This is a genomic window from Epibacterium ulvae, from assembly GCF_018678075.1.
Lineage (GTDB): Bacteria > Pseudomonadota > Alphaproteobacteria > Rhodobacterales > Rhodobacteraceae > Epibacterium > Epibacterium ulvae_A.
In genome coordinates this window covers 1-18,518 of sequence record NZ_JAHHIR010000027.1, presented here as the reverse complement: position 1 = coordinate 18,518, position 18,518 = coordinate 1, and the positions used below count along the sequence as shown (strand labels likewise).

General features: G+C 55.9%; 17 protein-coding genes. 8 read left to right on the top strand and 9 right to left on the bottom strand.

The window, feature by feature from the left end:
- The first annotated feature begins 333 nt into the window (after positions 1-333).
- Positions 334-1,077 (top strand): helix-turn-helix transcriptional regulator, encoded by a 744-nt coding sequence (locus KMP13_RS07120; RefSeq protein WP_215265119.1) that lies wholly within the window; start codon positions 334-336, stop codon positions 1,075-1,077.
- Positions 1,078-1,088: 11 nt separating this feature from the next.
- Positions 1,089-1,610: a hypothetical protein gene (locus tag KMP13_RS07115; protein ID WP_215265117.1), complete on the top strand. Its 522-nt coding sequence runs from the start codon at positions 1,089-1,091 to the stop codon at positions 1,608-1,610.
- A gap of 45 nt (positions 1,611-1,655) precedes the next feature.
- On the opposite strand, the gene KMP13_RS07110 is transcribed toward KMP13_RS07115, so the two are convergent.
- A complete protein-coding gene (locus KMP13_RS07110) occupies positions 1,656-2,120 on the bottom strand; it encodes a DUF1348 family protein (protein WP_215265115.1) in 465 nt (154 codons plus the stop codon).
- A 224-nt stretch (positions 2,121-2,344) separates the two neighbouring features.
- Here KMP13_RS07110 and KMP13_RS07105 point away from each other — a divergent pair, with 224 nt between their 5' ends.
- Positions 2,345-2,920 (top strand): TetR/AcrR family transcriptional regulator, encoded by a 576-nt coding sequence (locus KMP13_RS07105; protein ID WP_215265114.1) that lies wholly within the window; start codon positions 2,345-2,347, stop codon positions 2,918-2,920.
- A 42-nt stretch (positions 2,921-2,962) separates the two neighbouring features.
- Here KMP13_RS07105 and purU read toward each other — a convergent pair whose 3' ends face one another.
- From purU to KMP13_RS07080, 5 genes are all read right to left on the bottom strand, one after another.
- On the bottom strand, positions 2,963-3,847 hold the full coding sequence (purU, locus tag KMP13_RS07100) for a formyltetrahydrofolate deformylase (protein ID WP_215265112.1): 885 nt from the start codon (positions 3,845-3,847) through the stop codon (positions 2,963-2,965).
- Positions 3,848-3,914: 67 nt separating this feature from the next.
- The gene (locus KMP13_RS07095) at positions 3,915-4,469 is read right to left on the bottom strand and encodes a sarcosine oxidase subunit gamma (RefSeq protein ID WP_215265109.1); all 555 of its coding nucleotides are present in this window, start codon (positions 4,467-4,469) and stop codon (positions 3,915-3,917) included.
- The gene (locus KMP13_RS07090) at positions 4,462-7,407 is read right to left on the bottom strand and encodes a sarcosine oxidase subunit alpha family protein (protein ID WP_215265107.1); all 2,946 of its coding nucleotides are present in this window, start codon (positions 7,405-7,407) and stop codon (positions 4,462-4,464) included. The genes KMP13_RS07095 and KMP13_RS07090 overlap by 8 nt, the downstream gene beginning before the upstream one ends.
- Complete coding sequence (locus KMP13_RS07085) at positions 7,404-7,691, bottom strand: sarcosine oxidase subunit delta (RefSeq protein WP_215265105.1); 288 nt, start codon at positions 7,689-7,691, stop codon at positions 7,404-7,406. Before KMP13_RS07085 ends, KMP13_RS07090 begins: the two co-directional genes overlap by 4 nt.
- Positions 7,692-7,702: 11 nt before the next feature.
- Complete coding sequence (locus KMP13_RS07080; protein WP_215265103.1) at positions 7,703-8,953, bottom strand: sarcosine oxidase subunit beta family protein; 1,251 nt, start codon at positions 8,951-8,953, stop codon at positions 7,703-7,705.
- Between the two features lie 99 nt (positions 8,954-9,052).
- On the opposite strand from KMP13_RS07080, the gene KMP13_RS07075 reads away from it, so the two are divergent.
- Positions 9,053-10,000: a GlxA family transcriptional regulator gene (locus tag KMP13_RS07075; protein WP_353055688.1), complete on the top strand. Its 948-nt coding sequence runs from the start codon at positions 9,053-9,055 to the stop codon at positions 9,998-10,000.
- 14 nt (positions 10,001-10,014) lie between these two features.
- Here the strand turns inward: KMP13_RS07075 and KMP13_RS07070 are convergent, their stop codons facing one another.
- From KMP13_RS07070 to KMP13_RS07060, 3 genes are all read right to left on the bottom strand, one after another.
- Entirely contained in the window at positions 10,015-10,941 is a 927-nt protein-coding gene (locus tag KMP13_RS07070; RefSeq protein ID WP_215265101.1) for a carbohydrate kinase family protein, read from the bottom strand.
- A 4-nt stretch (positions 10,942-10,945) separates the two neighbouring features.
- Complete coding sequence (locus KMP13_RS07065) at positions 10,946-12,136, bottom strand: ROK family transcriptional regulator (protein WP_353055687.1); 1,191 nt, start codon at positions 12,134-12,136, stop codon at positions 10,946-10,948.
- A gap of 201 nt (positions 12,137-12,337) precedes the next feature.
- Entirely contained in the window at positions 12,338-13,651 is a 1,314-nt protein-coding gene (locus KMP13_RS07060) for an AcvB/VirJ family lysyl-phosphatidylglycerol hydrolase (protein WP_215265100.1), read from the bottom strand.
- Positions 13,652-13,888: 237 nt separating this feature from the next.
- Between KMP13_RS07060 and KMP13_RS07055 the strand changes: the two genes are divergently transcribed.
- From KMP13_RS07055 to KMP13_RS07040, 4 genes are all read left to right on the top strand, one after another.
- Positions 13,889-15,307 (top strand): methyl-accepting chemotaxis protein, encoded by a 1,419-nt coding sequence (locus tag KMP13_RS07055; RefSeq protein WP_353055686.1) that lies wholly within the window; start codon positions 13,889-13,891, stop codon positions 15,305-15,307.
- A gap of 221 nt (positions 15,308-15,528) precedes the next feature.
- A complete protein-coding gene (locus tag KMP13_RS07050) occupies positions 15,529-16,281 on the top strand; it encodes a 5-oxoprolinase subunit B family protein (protein WP_215265099.1) in 753 nt (250 codons plus the stop codon).
- A complete protein-coding gene (locus tag KMP13_RS07045) occupies positions 16,278-17,294 on the top strand; it encodes a biotin-dependent carboxyltransferase family protein (protein WP_215265098.1) in 1,017 nt (338 codons plus the stop codon). Before KMP13_RS07050 ends, KMP13_RS07045 begins: the two co-directional genes overlap by 4 nt.
- 21 nt (positions 17,295-17,315) lie before the next feature.
- Positions 17,316-18,095 carry a LamB/YcsF family protein gene (locus KMP13_RS07040; RefSeq protein WP_215265097.1) on the top strand — a complete coding sequence of 260 codons (780 nt, stop codon included), beginning with the start codon at positions 17,316-17,318 and terminating at the stop codon, positions 18,093-18,095.
- The last annotated feature ends 423 nt before the right edge of the window (positions 18,096-18,518 follow it).

Genomic DNA, 18,518 nt, shown 5'->3' with positions numbered 1-18,518 from the left:
TACGATCCGTGCCCTTGATCGTGTTCCTTGATATTACACGGTCAAAGGCGTCATATTTCGAGATCGCGTTTGAAAAGCCTCGTAAAAATTGCTATAACCTGTGGATAACCTTGAGATTGATGGCGTTAACCGTTGGGTTAGTTGACCTATTCAAACGCGTCACAATATGTTGGTTTGGCGGATTTACTCCGCGATTGATGGGCAATTATTGCTTCTGCAGGCAAATCTTTTTCGAGCAGAAAGAGAAGAGCTGATTTCCGTAAATACCAGAGCGGTGTGAGCTCTTTCTTCGGCGTAAGCCGATTGAAGTAGCGAGTGTGTGGGAGTTTAAGAATGCCAGAAATTGTTAATATGGAACCATTGGCATCGGGGACGCATCAGCAACTGAAATCTAATTGCGACACAGCGGTTTTTATTGGTCCAAAGAAGAGTTTTTCCAATACCGTTTTGCGCAATGTAGAAGCTGAACTTGAAGAGATAGAACCGTTAAGGTACGACGCGGTTTCCGATTTCGTAGATATTGCCTCGGTTACTATGGTGCCTGCCAGGCTCATTGTGATTGACGCATCCATTCTGGATGAAGAACGCAGCCAGTTTCATCGTCTTTTGAATGAGCGCGAGACGTTGCTAACTGGGCCAGAAGCCCCTGGAATTGTACTTGCCTATATGCATGACAGCTGTGTGCAGAAAGTCTTTGCAGCCGTTGGTCGTGTGGATGGGTTCCAGGGTGTGCTGCCGATGAACCAGAGCATCGACATATGGTTGGCGGTCATGCGGTTGTTACTCAGCGGGGGAACCTATTTCCCGGCTGATGTTTTGGATAAAAAGCTGACAGATCAGCAGTGCGAAAACGAAGCCTTGGCTGGAGCTCGGCGATCGTTGACGGACAAGCTGACACAGCGCGAAATTGCTGTGATGGAGCATGTGATGCACGGGTTGCAGAACAAGCAGATCGCCGAAAAGCTGAAGGTTTCGGAGCATACGATCAAACTGCATATCCATCATGTCATCACCAAGCTGAAAGTGACCAACCGGACGGCTGCTGCGATGAAATTCGTCGAGGTGATGCAGCATTGATTGGAGGAAAGATGGCGGAGCCGCGACATGACAGGGCGTTGCCGCCATCTGACGTGCAGCTGGACGATATCCTGCTGCGCGTTGGGCGCCTCAACTACACTTGGACCAATACCGAAAGCCTGCTGATCCACTTGATGGCAGGTTTGGCCAAGGTTGAAAAAGAGGTCGCTGTTGTCTTGTTCCTGACGCTGAACACAACCCGGGCACGGGTCGATTTGGTGGAACGCCTGTCGAAATTGCCACGGGTCGAGGCCGCATTGCGGGACGAAGTGCTTGAGATCACGTCACGATTGGTGCGGCAGTCCAAGCTGCGTAACAAATACAATCACTGCATCTATTCCTTTGATCCCGATCAGGGACGGTTGCAGACGATCATGATGCGCATTCAGGACCGGCGCAAAGACATCAAAGTCGGCAAGATGGAAACCATCACACCCGAAGAGGCGGACAATATCGATGCCTGTATCGCAGCGCTCGAACAGTTGAACGGGGATGTCTGGTCATTGGTACAACGGCACGGTTTTCCGGCCTAAGGAAAAAGCCCCTGGTGTATCCTCAGGGGCTTTTTTACCACCCTGTCAGAGGCCAAGGTCTTCCAATTCAGGGTGGTCAGTAGGGCGCGGTCCAGCGTCCCAGTGGAATTTGCGCTCGGCTTCTTCGATGGCCAAATCGTTGATTTGTGCGATCCGACGACGCATACGTCCGTCTGCAGCAAATTCCCAGTTTTCATTGCCAAAAGAGCGGAACCACTGGCCGCTGTCGTCATGCCATTCATAGGCAAAGCGGACGGCGATACGGTTTTCGGCAAAAGTCCACAGACCCTTGATCAGACGGTAGTCCATCTCACGCGCCCATTTGCGGGTCAAAAAGGCGTGGATTGCGTCGTGGCCGTTCACGTACTCCGCGCGGTTCCGCCAGCTGCTGTCTTCGGTATAGGCCAATGTCACGCGGTCGGGGTCGCGCGTGTTCCAGGCATCCTCGGCGGCACGGACCTTTTGGAGTGCTGTTTCACGTGTAAAGGGAGGCAAAGGGGGGCGGGACATTGGGATCTCCGGTGTTGTGTACGTGTTGGCGTTTACGTAGGTGACAGATCTGTTAATATCGCACAGGTGCACCGATCAGTTACCCTTTTCAAGAAAAATATGGCAGCGCGGTTTCAATTCAGAGCGATTGCCGCGCATTGTGCAAAATCCCGCCGTAATTCAGGGCTTTATTGAATGGCGAAAACTTGCGCGTTAAAACGACAGAGACAACAACAGGAGCAGAAATGAGCCGCAACAAACGTGCAGAATTGGTCGAAAGATCCCTGTGGCTCTTTTACAGGAACGGGTTTCACGCGACGGGTATGGATCTGGTCGCCAAAGAAACCGGTGTGTCCAAGACGTCGATCTACAAACACTTCCGAACCAAGGAAGAACTGATCCTTGCGGCGTTGCAATTGCGGGATACCAATTTCCGCTCTTGGCTGTTTGATCGGATGGAGACGTTGGCAGATACGCCAAAGGCACAGATGCTGGCGATTTTCGATGCGATTGAAGAGTGGTTTCTTGAGGATAGCTTTCAGGGGTGCATGTTCATCAAGGCCAGCGCCGAATACCAGGCCGAGGATCACGCCATCAACCAGCAGTCGATGGCGCATAAACAGCTGCTTGCGGACCATTTCGCCAATCTGGCGTCGGCGGCTGGCTATGTCGATCCTGAGACTCTCGCCAATCGGTTGATGGTGCTAAAAGAAGGGGCCATTGTTTTGGCGGCGATGTCTCATTCCGCCAAACCGGCCCAGGATGCGCGGGCCATCGCACAGGTCTTGCTGGAAACCACCGCCCGCAAGCAAGACGCCTGAGGCACGACGCGCAGAACATGCGCGCGCCATGCCTTGGAGGTATTATCCCATCCGTTCGCTTGAAAAGGATCCCGGTGACGCTGGGAAGACCACGGTTGTGTTGCCATTCAAAAAGGCGCGGTGATGGGGATGGGCGTGGATCGCGCGTGCCAGAACCTGGCTTTCCACATCTCGGCCCAGTGAGACATAATCAGACGCCGACTGCGCGTGGGTGATACGAACGATGTCTTGTTCGATGATCGAACCTTCGTCGAGGTCGGCAGTGACATAGTGAGAGGTCGCGCCGATCAGCTTCACGCCGCGTTCATAGGCCTGTTTATAAGGGTTTGCGCCTTTAAATGACGGCAGGAATGAGTGGTGGATGTTGATGATCCGCCCAGACATTTTCTGACACATCTCATCCGACAGGATCTGCATATAACGCGCAAGTACGATCAGCTCCGCTTCTGTGTCTTCGACCACTTTCATGATCGCAGCTTCGGCTTCTGGTTTGTTTTCCTTGGTGACCTTGATGCAGTAAAATGGGATATCTGCGTTCACCACGACCTTTTGATAGTCCATGTGGTTCGAAATCACCGCCACCACATCGACGGGCAGGGCGCCGATGCGCACGCGATACAAAAGGTCGTTCAGACAATGGCCGAACCGGCTGACCATGATGACGACTTTCATCTTTTGCGCCTCGTCATGGAACGCGTAGTCCATGTCAAACGGCGTCGCGAGCTCTGCAAAACCCTGCTGAAGGCTGCCCAAATCAGCACCTTCTTCCGAGGTAAAGCTGATGCGCATAAAGAAATAGCCGGTCTCAGCGTCGTCAAATTGCGAACTGTCGGTGATGTTACAGCCTTGTTCAGCCAGAAAGCTGGAAACGGTCGCAACGATGCCGCGGGTCGAGCGGCAGGTTACGGTCAGGCAATATTTGGTCATTGGGTTACCTCGGGGCGGATGTGTGATGAGTTCGGTTTGAAATTTGAGAGCTCGAAAGCGCGGGGCTCTAGGTGGCCAACCGATGTGCAGCAGTGTGCAGGGCGTGACGAAGCGATCCGGCAAGGCTGCGCATGCCCAACAGTGTGATATGATCATTGGCCCGCCGGATCACAAAAACGCTCATGTGATGCAGCCCGGTCCGTGCGACACAGCCCGGCTGCAATGCTGCAGGATCCAGATTTACAAGCCTCTGCAACAGCGCGTCCAAAGCGCCGTCATCTTGGGACCGTACATCAAAGGCGCACCAGCCGTCTGTCTGTTCGGTGACGTAACAGTCAGGAGCCTGCGCTTTGACGGCGGCGGCAAAGTCAGGTTCGCCATGCCCATAGCCTTCGATCATCCACTGGTTTGGGCCGGTCCAAAAGGCGCCATAACCAGCGTTTGTTGTCGCGATGCCAACGTCCGGTAGGATAAGGTCAAAGGGGCTTGGTTGTGCGCCCTCTTTGGGCAGCGCCAATGACGCCAGGCCGAGGTTCGTGTCCTCCGACATCTGCAGGGCTCCGGCTATCTCGGCCCAGGGTGATTGCGCGCCAAGTGCGGTGATGGAGGAAAGATCAGTCACGCAGGCGTTCTCCTTTGGGATCTACAAAATGGGCCGAAACAACTTCCACGTCCACGGACTGCCCTTGCAGCGGATTAGCCGCTGTCACAATCTCACCCATGCGGCTATCGCCGTTTTCCAGATAACCAAGCCCGATGTGGCAGCCCAGATGTGGAGAATAGCAGGCAGAGGTGATCCAGCCTTGGTCGGTGTCTGTCTGTTGTGACGCACCGCTGGTGAACAGATGTGAGCCAGCAACAACCGGTTCGGTTTGGTCCACAGGTTTCAGACCAACCAGCCGCCGCGCATCAGATAGAAGCCCGTCGCGGCGCGACATCACCGCGCCAATACTGTCCTTCTTTTGAGAGACCATTCGACCAAGGCCAAGCATGGCGGCCGTCGTCTGTCCGGTCAGCTCGTTTGCGGTGGCGTGGCCTTTTTCAATCCGCAAAACGCCCAGGGTTTCTGTCCCATAGGGCGTGACGCCAAGGTCTGCGCCGACCTCCATCAGACGTTCCATCAAGGCATTGCCAAAGCGGGCAGGGACCGCGATCTCATAAGCCAGCTCGCCCGAGAATGAGATCCGAAACAGACGCGCGCGCAGCCCTTTGCAGATCGAAAGCTCGGCACAGGCCATAAAGGGGAAGGCGTCATTTGACAGGTCGAAATCATCAATGATACGCGACAAAAGCTCCCGTGAGTTCGGCCCCGCGACCGCAAATTGCGCCCAGGCGTCGGTGGTGGAGATCAGGCTGACGTCCAGTTCGGGCCACAGGCATTGGCGGGCAAATTCCATCTTGCGGTAAACGGTCGCCGCATTGGCTGTGGTTGTTGTTACCACATATTGCTGCTCGCCCAGGCGTGCACAGGTGCCATCGTCATACAGCGTGCCTTCTTCACGCAGCATCAGGCCATAACGGGTTTTGCCAACCGCAAGCGTTGCCATCATATTTGCGTAGATGCGGTTGAGGAATTCTGAGGCATCGCGACCTTGGACGTCGATCTTGCCCAATGTGGTGACATCGCAGACCCCAACGGCAGACCGGACGGCCAGTGCTTCACGATCGACAGTTTCGCGCCAATGGGTCTCTCCCTTTTGCGGGAAGTACTGCGCGCGCATCCATTGACCAACCTCGACAAAAACCGCACCGCGTTCTTCGGCCCAGCTATGCGTTGGCGTGCGACGTTCGGGGCGGAAATCATGACGGTTGTCCCCGCCGCCCAACACACCTATTGAGACACCCGTATAGGGCGGGCGGAAGATGGTGGTGCCGGTCTCTGGAATGGCTTTTCCCGTCAACTCGGCCATCACCGCCAAGGCAGAGACATTGGCCGTTTTGCCTTGATCCGTTGCCATGCCCAACGTCGTCCATCGTTTCAGATGCTCCACCGGTTTCATGTTTTCTTGGTGGGCCAGTTTGATGTCTTTAACGGTGACATCATTTTGAAAATCGACCCAGGCGCGTTTCTTTCCGGGAACATGCCAGAACGCTTCCTGAGCTTGGCTTTCTTCCAGCGCTAGTGGGATCGCAGGTGTTACAGGAGTCACTTCGAGTTGGTTCAACGCTTTGGTGGCAGCTTCAACACCATCGCTGAGCGCGGCTTGGGTGCTGCCGTGTCCGCGTGCTGCACCGGCGGGGATCAGGCCAAAAGGTCCCGCCTCGGACGGGACAAAGGCCAAGCGACCCTCATCCCAAACCGGGCGACCGCGATGATGGGACGCAAGGTGGACGTTGGGGTTCCATCCGCCAGACACCGCAAGTGCGCCAACCGGATACCATGTGGGTGTCCCATCCTGTGTGACCTCAATGGCAGAGACACGGTGCCGCCCGCGTGTATTCGTCACCATGCTGCCCGACAAAAGCAGATAGTCACCCATTCGGGGTGCATTCTGGCGCACATCGATGACGGCGAACACTTTGACACCTTTGGCGACCAGGTCATTGGCGGTGCGGTGCCCGTCATCATTGCTGGTGAAAATCGCGATGCCATTATCGTTGTCTTGGACGGGCGCGACGGCCCAGCGATTGGCATAGGCGCGCATTGCGCCCGCCAACATAATGCCCGGTCGGTCGTTGTTGGCAAAGGGGATGTGCCGCTCTGTGGCGCCGACCGCCAGAATGCTGCGTTTTGCTGTGATCCGCCACAGGGTCTGCCGCACGCGTCCCGAGGCTGAGGGCAGATGATCGCTGACACGTTCCACAGCGCCAAAAACACCATGATCATAGGCACCAAACACTGTGGTCCGGGTCATCAAACGCACGTTGGGCATCGACCGCAATTCATCCAGAGCGCTGTCGACCCACACTTGCGCAGGCTGGTCATCCAACATCTGCCGTTCCGCCAAAAGACGCCCGCCAAGCTGGAAGTCTTCATCGGCCAAGATCACCTGTGCACCGGACCGACCAGCGGTCAAAGCTGCCATCAAACCGGTAGCGCCGCCGCCGATGACCAAGACATCACAGTGCAGGAACCCGCGGTCATAGTCATCCGGATCCGGCAACATCGACAGGCTGCCAAGCCCGGCTGCGCGCCGAATGGCCGGCTCATAGATCTTTTCCCAAAAGGCGCGGGGCCACATAAACGTCTTGTAGTAGAACCCGGCCGACAGGAATGGCGCCATCAGGTCATTCACCGCCATCAGATCGTGTTTCAACGGGCCAACGTGGTTTTGCGATCTGGCTTCCAGCCCGTCAAAAAGCTCCGTCACGGTTGCCCGCGTATTTGGCTCCTGCCAGGCATCGCTGCGCAATGTGACCAAGGCGTTGGGCTCTTCGGAACCAGCAGAGAAGATGCCGCGTGGTCGGTGGTATTTGAAACTGCGCCCCACCATCTGGACATCATTTGCCAACAGCGCCGAGGCCAGCATGTCGCCCTGAAACCCGCCATACGTTTTGCCGTTAAACGAGAAGGAAATCGGTTTGCTTCGGTCGATCAGACCACCCGCCAATCGTGTCATCGATCGCCCTCCAGTTTGCGTTTGACGTCGCTGGCAAGCTCGGCGGATAGGATTTCGTGGGTGATCGTATTGCGGGTCACCACCAACCAGGATCGGTCCCCTTGTTCATGAAACCAAAGCTCTCGGTGGAGGCCGGCTGGATTGTCCCGAAGGTAGACATAGTCGCAAAATGCGGCTTCGGCGTCCTCTTGAGTGGGGTCAGGGCGCAGCATCAATTCGGCGTCGCCAAGATATGTGAACTCTTGCGCGTCGCGCGGTCCAAGCAGGGGGTGGGGGATCAACATCTTGGCGGGCCTCAGTGCAGGTTCGGTTGGGCGCCAACGCCCTTTTCATCAATGACATAACCCCGTTCGAAACGATCCATTCGGAAGGCTGTTGCTGTCTCATGCGGTGTGTCTGTCGCCAGAAGATGGGCAAAGGCATAGCCAGAGGCGGGCGTTGCCTTGAACCCGCCATAGCACCAGCCACCGTTGAAATAGAGCCCCTCGATATCGGTGCGATCAATCATCGGCGAGCCGTCCATCGACATGTCCATAATCCCGCCCCAGGACCGCAGCAACCGCACCCGTCCAATCATCGGCATCAGGGCCATTCCACCCTCAAGAACGTCTTCGACCACAGGCAGATTTCCGCGCTGGGCGTAGGAATTGTAGCCATCGATATCACCGCCAAACACCAGGCCACCCTTGTTCGATTGGCTGACATAGAAATGTCCGGCGCCAAAGGTGATGACGCCAGGAATGGTGGGTTTCAACCCTTCTGAGACAAAAGCCTGCAACACATGGCTTTCGATCGGTAGACGCTTGTCGGCCATTGCCATCACGCGTGAGGAATTGCCGGCAACCGCCACGCCGACCTTGCCCGCGCCAATGAATCCGCGCGTGGTTTCAACGCCAAGGATCTTTCCGGCTTCGATCTTCATTCCCGTTACTTCGCAGTTCTGAACAAGATCGACACCGCGGCTGTCGGCCCCGCGGGCGTATCCCCAAGCCACGCCGTCATGGCGCGCGGTGCCTGCACGGGTTTGCATCAGCGCACCTTTGATCGGGAAGCGCGCGTTGTCGTAGTTCAGAAACGGCACCATCTCGCGCAGCGCATCACGGTCCAACATCTGCGCATCTGCACCTGAGAAAAGCATCGCATTGCCACGCCGACGATAGGCATCGCGCTGGGCGTCGGAATGGAACAGGTTCAGAATGCCACGTTGGCTGACCATGGAGTTAAAATTGGTCTCCTGTTCCAGCTCTTCCCAAAGCTTCATGGAAAACTCGTAGAATGGCTGGTTGCCGGGCAGCAAATAGTTGGAACGGATGATGGTGGTGTTGCGCCCGATGTTGCCGGAGCCCAGCCAGCCTTTTTCCAAAACGGCTACATTTGCTTTGCCAAAAACCTTGACCAGATAAAATGCCGTGGCCAGCCCATGGCCGCCGCCACCAATGATCACGATGTCATAATGAGACCTGGGAGCGGGGTCGCGCCAAAGGGGTTTCCACCCTTTGTGCCCGGTCAAAGCTTGTTCGATCACCTTCAATCCGGAAAATTTCATACCGTCGCTCCATGCTGTTGCTCTTGATCTAATCTGCAGCGCGGGGTTTGGTATTTCGAGAAAAGGACATTTTCTTTCGATAAAAGGTCACAACTCTTGGTGCCAACTCCGCAACCTATCGGCTTCCTGTTGATCGAAGGGCATGCATTGATCTCAACCGCTGCCGCGATGGAGCCTTTGCGGGCGGCCAACTTGTTTTCTGACGATCCTCTTTACGAGGTCACCTTGCTGTCTGCGCAGGGTGGCCCGGTTGCTGCGTCTTTGGGGAGTATCTTTGCAACGCAAGCTATCGCGCAGGTCGGGTTGGATTTTGACCTGGTGTTTGTTGTTGCAGGTGGTGATCCGTTTCGCACGCAAGATCCCCAGATTGCCACATGGCTGCGCCGACTGGACCGCGCCGGTGTGGCATTGGGGGGGATTTCAGGCGGGGCCGTGATCCTGGCCCAGGCGGGGCTTATGGAAAATCGCCGGTTCACGGTGCACTGGCACCACCTTGAAGAACTGCGTGCGCAATCTGCGCAACATATTATGGAACAACGTCTTTTTGTGATCGACCGGGACCGCTACACCTGCGCCGGAGGGTCGGCGCCGCTGGATATGATGCATGCGATAATTTCTGCGCAACACGGGGTCGGATTTGCGCAGCGGATCAGCGACTGGTTCATCCAAACCGAAATACGCGTGTCCGACGCCCCCCAGCAGGCCAGCGTTGCCGCCCGATACGGAATGCCGTCGCGCGCCGTGGTTGAGGCGTTGGAACTGATGGAAAGCCATATCGCCGACCCCATCGACGTCAGCCAGATTGCGGACCTGTCCGGTCTGTCCGAGCGTCAGTTGCAACGGCAGTTCAAATCGGCGCTTGGTCAAAGCGTGATGCAGGTCTATCGCCGGATCCGGCTGGAAACTGCGCAAACGATGTTGCGCAGCTCCGGTCTGAGTGTCGGTGAAATAGCAGAGATGACGGGTTTTGCGACACAGGCGCATTTCGCGGATCAGTATAAACGCAATTTCAAAATCGCCCCGTCTCAGGACCGCACGGCGTCATGATCGGCCTTGCAGGATTACTCCAACTCGCTGGCCCAAGGCGGGTTGACCCCGGCGCGTGAGACGTTGATGGCGGCAATGCGGGCGCCATTGTGCAACGCGGCCTCCAAATCAGCGGGGTTTGGCGTGGCCAAGGCTGCCGGTGACAAAACGTTAAGCGCTGAAAGCTTGGCCAAAACGCCTGCGTTGAATGTATCACCGGCCCCGACAGTATCGACGATCTCAACTCGTTGGGACGGGACATCGACCGACCCTTCGGCAAAATAGGCCGAGGCCCCATCACCGCCGCGCGTAACAATCACCACAGTGGGGCCTTTTTCCATCAGGACATGGGCTTTGTCCGCCAAAGTGCCGGTGGTTTGCACCAACCAATTCAGGTCTTCGTCAGAGACCTTCAGGATATCGCAGTACGCCATCATGTCATCCAGACGCGCGCGATAGCGTGTTTCGTCCTGAATGAAATTCGCGCGAATATTGGGGTCCATCATCACCGCGCGACCCTGGCCGTGGGATTTCAATAGCGTGGCATAGGCATCGGCGGCAGGTTCACAGGCAAGGCTGATGCCCCCGAAGTAAAACGCTGAAACCGTCGCCGGAACGTCCGGCACTTCGGCGGGCTGCAGCATTCTGCCAGCGGTGTTTTCGTCATAAAAGGCATAGCTTGCCTGACCATTGGTAAGGGTCACAAAGGCCAAGGTTGTGGGGCGGTCAGAATGTGACACCAGGCTTGTGTCGACCTTGCTGTCGATCAACGCCTGTTGCAATTGCTGGCCAAACATATCGTTGGACAGGCCGGTCAGCATGCCCACATCCACGCCGAGCCGACCGAGCGCGATGGCCGTGTTGAACACCGCACCACCCACAAACGGAACAAACCCGTCGCGCCCCAATTCTGTTGGGGCCGGGATCATGTCGATCAATGCTTCACCACAACACAAGATCATCTGTTCAACCTTTCAGGATTGCTTTGCTGTCCACTAAAAATCGGTTGGACAGGGGCAGGCTGGCGGCTCCTAATGCACGCGCATCACTGCCAATTGTACCTTCGCGCATCTCGGGGACGTCAATCCCCGCGATACGGTTAATCTCTAATTGCTCGGCGACTTTGCGCACCAAGCTGTGACGCACGACGCTTGGCATCCAGCCGTCGATCATCACACATTCAAAATCTATTACGCAGGTAGCTGAGGCGATCGCCTTGGCCAGGCCTTGTGCGGCTGAAGTGGTCCAGTCTTCGACAAAACGGTCGGAGATGTCCCAGGAGTTGGGAGAGGTCCAAATGTCTGCTCCACTTTGCCCAGATGCGTTTAAGGCATGCTCAAGCTCGGCAAGCGATGCGACATCCACCAATTGTCTGGGGCTTCCGTTCTGGTCTGTCACTGGAATCGATCCCAGTGCAGCCGCATTGCCGGTCGGCCCTGTATAAAGCGCATTGTCCATCACCAGACCGCCGCCGACAAAGTACCCGATGAAAAAGTATAGAAATTCCGCCGACTTGTCCTGATCGCCGAACACCAACTCCGCCCCACATGCGGCAGAGGCATCATTTTGCAGGTAGACCGGAAATTCGCAAAAGGCGGTAATGTCACCTGCTATGTCACGATCTCTCCACGCGTCCAGCTCGTCTCCTGCCGTCTCAAGCGTGTTCGCCCAATCCCAAATGCGAAACGGCAGCGCAATCCCAAGCCCTGCAACCCGGTCCCGTTGTGCCGACGACAGCTCGTCGAAAATCGTTGCGATTCCAGTGCGCGTAAACTCGACGACGCGATCAGGCGTAGGAAAGCTGTGCGGATGCCAGATGCGGGTTACAACGGTTCCTATAAAGTCGGTCAGGATCAGCTCCAGACTGCGGCGTCCGACCTTGAGGCCAAGGAAATAGGCACCATCTGCTACAAGGCTCATGGGGATAGAGGGTTGCCCGACCTTACCGCGTACTGGCGTTCCCTTTTCCAACAGCCCGTCCGCTTCGAGCGCGCGCATGATGACCGAGACCGTCTGGGCTGACAGTTTTGTCCGGCGCGCAATCTCGGCCTTGGGCTGTGGCCCCATCTGGCGGATGAGGGACAAGACCAAACGCTCGTTATGGGCCCGCATACCGCTTTGGTTGGAGCCTCTGACAGTTGTGATTTGCGCGTCCACGGCGAAGCATCCTCCCTCAATTTGACTGGCCGGTGGCGTCACAGCCAAGTCCCGGCCAATCAAGTCCAAGGAGCAGATTTACCGTTCTTTTGCGACGTGTCAATAATAAATCAGAGAGAGTGATTTATTAACTTGTTGAACTTGCAACCCACGATTGGTCGCGTTCTCCAAGACGATTTCGTTATCTGGAATGCGTTAGGCCTAACCTTTGGTTACGGCAAGCTCCGAAATCGTTCGGGCAACTCCGTCATGATCGTTCCCCATATGGTGACCGCCGTCGAATTCGACCCGGCGCATCCCGGGAACCTGTGCAATTGGACACGCGCTTACCGATTCTTTGCGACCATGCACGCACAGAATTCTTTCGGCAGGAACGGTAGTGGCAAGAGCTTGGATCGCGGGTGCAACCTCAGTAGAACCGGTACGCTGACCCAGCCATCCACCCACGAGGATTTCAAATCCCGTGTGAGTTTCTGGCGCGATTAACCCTACACCGACAAGACGTTCGCGCATGTCGTCCGAGAGCTCTTGAGCCACAAAGGGAATTGTATTCGCACCAAGTGAGAACCCCAAAAGCATGACTTTTGACCGGCCAAAGACATGGCGAAAGTGATCGTCGATCCGTTCAAAATCTGAAGCGATCTGCGTCGGCGTTTTTTCGCGCCACATGTATTTAAGGCTGGAAACCCCAACGACCGGAATACCCTGCGCGGCTAACCGATCCGAAATCTCCTCGTCAAACTTGGCCCAACCGCCGTCGCCGGACAGAAAGATTGCATAGACGTCGCTGGCAGGGCTGTCCTCAGCGCGATGAACCGTCAATGGAAGATCGCGAAGAATCGACGCAGAGTCGGTCTCAACATTAAATGCGGAATCGGTTCCCGCCAGACGGAGGTAGCTCTGGTAAAAGGCTTTATGTTCTTTTGCTCGTGGTTCTACGACCGTCGCGCCCGCCAAAGTTGCAACAACCGATGTCCCGGAATGTGCGACATCCAACCAGCGCAGTGGGGCTTTTGCTTGTGACACGTGCAGCGTCTCAGAACAGAGCCCGTACATATTGGTAGCGTTCTCGGTGACCAGCCCTTTGAACCTGTCAGGCGCGGCCCAGGCCGCGGATACGGCAAAGTCCGAATCATTCTCCAAGCCCACCAGGACAGGTGTGCGTGCAAAAGCATTGTTTTTTGTTTGCGCCTCCCGCGCAATTTGCGACAGCTTCTCTGCAAACGTAACGCAGGAACCGGCGCTTGCGTCCATCAGGGAAGGGGCATCAACCCCGATCACCAATGTGTGCATCTCAGCCAGGCGTGTCGCACGTAGTTGATGTTTCTCAGTCCACCCGTCTTTGCCTGTCAAAAACAAGGCCGTTGAACGCGCGTCCATGTCCACTGGGGCAACAACGGTTAAGGTGGCACTTGGCGTATTTGCCTGGCTGCTGGCGTAAAGCGCAAGAAACAGTAAAGCCGGGATGAGAATGAGACCTGAAACTTTTACCAAACCATTCTGATAGCCAGCCATGAGATCCATCTTCCTTGCGCAGATCAATGTTGCCGAGACGCTAGCAGATACATCCTGATGAACCGTGAAGAGCGCGCTCGGTCGTAGAGTGGAGTAAGCGCGAAATGGTGCGGGACATCATATTACAATTAGTTTTTATGTTTTCTTGTCCGCCAGGAGCGAGAGTTTAACCGTTTGCGAGGGTTTGAGCGTTATCTACTTGTCGAGCTGTGTAACTTTTGCGAACGGAGTATCGGTGTGTTTTTTAAATCCAAGAAGAACACTGGGACGGCAGAATTGGATGAGACCCAACGAGCCATCTTGGAAATGATCGACAAAACTCAGGCAACGATCCACTTCGAACCTGACGGGACGATCTTGACAGCTAACCAGAATTTTCTGGATGCGCTTGGGTACACTTTGGAAGAGATTAAAGGCCAACATCACCGGATGTTCGTCTACAGTTCTTTTGCAGCCACCGAACAATACACAAAGTTCTGGCAGGACCTAGCCAAGGGTCACGCAAATACTGACCAGTTTCCCCGCGTGAAAAAAGACGGAAGCGTCTTGTGGATCCAGGCAACATATGCGCCGATTTATGATCAGGCTGGAAATGTCGTCAAAGTCGCCAAGATAGCGAGCGATGTTACCGAACGCAAAGAAGGGCTGATGACCATTTCAGAAGGTCTTCAGGCGCTTTCCGAAGGAAAGCTGAGCCACCGGGTGAAATCCTCCAACATCCGTGATGTCGCGGATTTGGGCAAAGCCTTCAACGATTCTGTTGACAAGCTTGAAAAGACGATGGGGACCGTGTCGACGGTTTCCGAGGCCGTTCAGCGCACAGCGAGTGAAATTGGCCAGTCCTCAGGCGATTTGGCACACCGAACTGAGAGCCAGGCCGCAACCTTGGAAGAGACAGCGGCGGCGATCGAAGAGCTCACCGCAACTGTACGGTCTTCGGCAGAAGGCGCGCGCCAGGTCGAAGATATCGTTCAGGCCGAGCAGCAAAAAGCCACCGAAAGCGGTGAGATTGTAACCAACGCGATTTCGGCAATGTCCGAGATTGAACAGTCTTCTGACAAGATCGCCAATATCATCTCTGTCATCGATGACATCGCTTTCCAGACCAACTTGTTGGCGCTGAACGCCGGTGTTGAGGCTGCGCGTGCCGGTGAAGCAGGTCGTGGGTTTGCGGTTGTGGCATCTGAAGTTCGCGCGCTGGCGCAACGATCTTCTGACGCGGCTGGTGAGATCAAGAAGCTGATCAGCGATAGTAATCGTCAGGTGACCAACGGTGTTGACCTGGTGGGGCAAGCGGGCACGGCGCTGCACCAAATCATCGAAAGTGTAAGCTCGATCTCCTCGCATGTCAGCAACATCGCACAGGGCGCCGAGGAACAGGCGACAACGTTGAATGAAGTCAACTCGGGCATGACCGAACTCGATAAAGTGACACAACAGAATGCCGCGATGGTCCAGCAAAGCACTGCCGCTGCTCAGACGCTGAACAATGACGCCTCTCACCTTGGTCAGCAAGTCGCGATGTTTACCGGCGCAAGAACCCAGAATGTGGCGAGCTTTCAGGAACCAGCGCGTCCGGTTGCGCCAGCGCCCGAGGTTTCTGCGCCAACGGCACATGGTAACATGGATGCAGCCGTGGGGTGGGACGACTTCTGAACCACGACGCCGGGAGCGAAGCGTTCCGAAGTTAAAGACAGCTCACAAGGGATGGTCGCAAGGCCGTCCCTTTTTCATACCACGAAGGTCCGGTTCGCTTTTTGCTCAGGTCATACCCGGCCAATACACGCTAGTTAGACTGTAATTCCAAATCTGAACGTAGAGTGGTTGACCTTGCCCCTGCTTGCGTCAAATGTGTGGTAAAAAAAACGGGGAATAGAATGAAAGCCATTCAACGGGCCGCCTTTCCGCACATTCGCACAGTAGGTTTGTTTGGGCTCATTGTCAGCTTCGCTGATCGCCTAAGTGAACCCCACAATCGCGCCGCTTTGGCTTTTCGTGAGGCTGTCACGCGGGCCGCAATAGACGGTGTCGCTGAAACCTCCACTTCTCTGGCGTCAGTATTTGTGCGCTTTGATCCTGACGTTGTGTCCCATGCAGAGCTGACGGAAGCACTGCAAACGCTTTTGGCAACGCAAGACTGGTCAGATGCTTCTTTGCCACCGGGGCGTCGATTGTGGAAAGTGCCAACCGTCTATGGCACCGATCGGGGGCCGCAACTGGCAGAGGCCGCAGATTTAGCCGGAATGAGCGAAGAGGGCGCAATTGAAGCTTTGGGCACATCGCGCGTGCGCGTTTTGACAATCGGTTTTGCACCAGGGCAACCCTATCTCGGCCCGTTGGCTGCAGAATGGAACATTCCCAGACAAACTGAATTGACGCCAAAAGTTCCGCAAGGTGCCTTGGTTCTGGCTGTTTCTCAATTCGTTCTGTTTGCCGATGCCAGCCCAACCGGATGGCGGCACGTGGGTCAAACCGGGTTCCGCACCTATCGCCCTGAGGCGGATGAGCCATTTGCGTTGCGGGCAGGCGATGAAATGGTGTTTTTCCCTGTTACCAAGAGCGAGTACCTGCGGATCTTGGACAAAGATCCCGAGCTTGGTGGCGCATGCATGGAGAACATTGATCTATGACCGGCCTCAAAGTTCTCAAATCCGGTCCGTCTTTGACCCTTCAGGACCAGGGCCGTCCAGGGTTTCTTGGCAACGGCGTGTCCCGTGGCGGCGCCGCGGATTTGCGCGGCGTGGCTGAGGGCGCGTCGCTGCTGGGGCAAAGTCCCGAGCTTGCAGTGTTAGAAATGGCAGGCTTTGGTGGCAGCTTTGAAGCCACGGGCGACGTGCGGATTGCATTGACGGGAGCGCCCATGACCGCTGTCGTGGATGGCCAACCCGTTGCGTGGAATGCATCGCATCAGCTTCGCGCCGGGCAAGTGTTGGAGATCGGCACTGCGCACAATGGGGTCTACGGCTATCTACAACTAGGGGGCGGTATAGAAGGAACAGAGACACTGGGCGCAGTCTCCGCCCATCTTGCAGCCGGGTTGGGTCGTCGCACGGAAGAAGGCGATGTATTGATCGCAGGCCCTGATAGCGGGACGCAAACCGGTCTCTGCCTGCCGTTGGATCCCCGGTTTGAAGGTGGCGAAATTCGGATTGTCGAAAGCTTCCAATCCGATATGTTCAGCCCCGAGACGAGACAACGCTTTGCTGAAACGGTGTTTCTCCGTGGCGCGCGTGCAAATCGCATGGGTGTGGAAATGCGTTCGGATGGCGAAGGGTTCGCTGCGCGCGATCAGTTAAACATCCTGTCAGAGATCATTGTGCCCGGTGACGTGCAGTTGACCGGCGACGGACGCCCTTTTGTTCTAATGCGCGAATGCCAGACCACCGGCGGCTATCCCCGGATCGGTTCCGTCGTGCCCTGTGACCTAAATAAAGTGGCGCAGGCGGGTCTGGGTAGCTCTGTTCGGTTTAAATGGATCGGCTTGGATGACGCGCTAGAGATCGAAAAGCGACATGCCAAAGAGTGTCAGACGCTGCGCAATCAATGCGCGCCGCTCCGCCGCGATCCTGCCGACATTCCAGATCTACTGTCCTATCAATTGATCGGCGGCGTCATCTCAGCCGATCAGGATCCATTCAGCTAATTTTCACCAAGGAGTTGGGCTATGGCGTTAAGTGTCGATTTGAATGCAGACATGGGTGAAAGCTTTGGTCCGTGGACGATGGGGGATGATACTAGCCTTCTCGACGTGATCACCAGCGCCAATGTGGCTTGTGGCTATCACGCCGGTGATCCGGATGTGATGTACCAAACGATGTCCCTGGCCGCCAAGGCGGGTGTAGGCATCGGCGCGCACCCCGGGTTTCCCGACCTACAAGGCTTTGGTCGACGCAAGATGCATGTCCCCCACGCCACCATTGGGAACATGGTCCGCTATCAGCTTGGCGCCGCGCAAGCCATCGCACGCGCAACGGGAGCAGAGGTGCGCCACCTCAAACTTCACGGTGCATTGGCAAATATGGCCAGCGTTGACGCCGATCTGGCAAAAGCCTGTTACGAGGCTGCGTTGGACGTGGCTCCGGACATTTTCATTATGGTTTTGGCTGCAACCGCGATGGAAGAGGTCGTGCGCGGGCTCGGGTGTAACTGGTGCGGAGAGATCTTTGCCGATCGCGCATACAATGACGACGCTACATTGGTTGACCGCAGCCTGCCGGGTGCAGTGATCCATGACCCCGCGGTTGCGGGGCATCGTATTTTGAAAATGGTGCAATCCGGTGCAGTTATCACCGAGAGTGGCAAGGAAATTCCAGCCGCGATCGATACCATCTGTCTGCACGGCGATACACCATCCGCCGTGTTGCTGGCAAAGGCGGTACGCCAATGCTTGGAAGAGGGTGGCGTCGCCGTGCAAAAGTTTTCGGGGCGTAGCACTACGACCTGAGGCCACCTCCCTCGATTCCTTGCGGGGACCCCGTGTTTTGCCGCGATCCCCATAAATGACACCTTTTGTCGTTTTGCGAGTCGTGTGAAAGGGCGGCACGGGCGTCAAACAAAGCCGAATTGCGACTCGGGCAACGCAAGAGTCGAAGCGCCACTTGTGCCCTAACCTCGCGCGCCCACCAAATGTAGTTCTGTAGCAGGTGGCGGCGTCCTTGATTGCCCCTGACTCGTTCAACGTTACGGTGGTTTGGCCTGTTGGTTTTGTGTATTTCTGCGAAACTTATCACGGTTAGGTCATTGATATTGTTTATTTTTTTATGTTTTGTGTGATTTCTTTTATGTTTTTGTGATTTAGGGGTTGCGGGTATATTGGGTTGGGACTAGAACCCCCTTCACCGGCGGCGCTGAGGCGCTACGGGGCGCG

Coding starts and splice junctions, on each gene's coding strand:
- KMP13_RS07050 (WP_215265099.1), top strand. CDS start 15,529: ATGAAAGCCATTCAACGGGCCGCCTTTCCGCACATTCGCACAGTAGGT.
- KMP13_RS07080 (WP_215265103.1), bottom strand. CDS start 8,953: ATGAAATTTTCCGGATTGAAGGTGATCGAACAAGCTTTGACCGGGCAC.
- KMP13_RS07085 (WP_215265105.1), bottom strand. CDS start 7,691: ATGTTGATCCCCCACCCCCTGCTTGGACCGCGCGACGCGCAAGAGTTC.
- KMP13_RS07040 (WP_215265097.1), top strand. CDS start 17,316: ATGGCGTTAAGTGTCGATTTGAATGCAGACATGGGTGAAAGCTTTGGT.
- KMP13_RS07090 (WP_215265107.1), bottom strand. CDS start 7,407: ATGACACGATTGGCGGGTGGTCTGATCGACCGAAGCAAACCGATTTCC.
- KMP13_RS07115 (WP_215265117.1), top strand. CDS start 1,089: ATGGCGGAGCCGCGACATGACAGGGCGTTGCCGCCATCTGACGTGCAG.
- KMP13_RS07045 (WP_215265098.1), top strand. CDS start 16,278: ATGACCGGCCTCAAAGTTCTCAAATCCGGTCCGTCTTTGACCCTTCAG.
- KMP13_RS07060 (WP_215265100.1), bottom strand. CDS start 13,651: ATGGCTGGCTATCAGAATGGTTTGGTAAAAGTTTCAGGTCTCATTCTC.
- KMP13_RS07105 (WP_215265114.1), top strand. CDS start 2,345: ATGAGCCGCAACAAACGTGCAGAATTGGTCGAAAGATCCCTGTGGCTC.
- KMP13_RS07120 (WP_215265119.1), top strand. CDS start 334: ATGCCAGAAATTGTTAATATGGAACCATTGGCATCGGGGACGCATCAG.
- KMP13_RS07110 (WP_215265115.1), bottom strand. CDS start 2,120: ATGTCCCGCCCCCCTTTGCCTCCCTTTACACGTGAAACAGCACTCCAA.
- KMP13_RS07070 (WP_215265101.1), bottom strand. CDS start 10,941: ATGATCTTGTGTTGTGGTGAAGCATTGATCGACATGATCCCGGCCCCA.
- purU (WP_215265112.1), bottom strand. CDS start 3,847: ATGACCAAATATTGCCTGACCGTAACCTGCCGCTCGACCCGCGGCATC.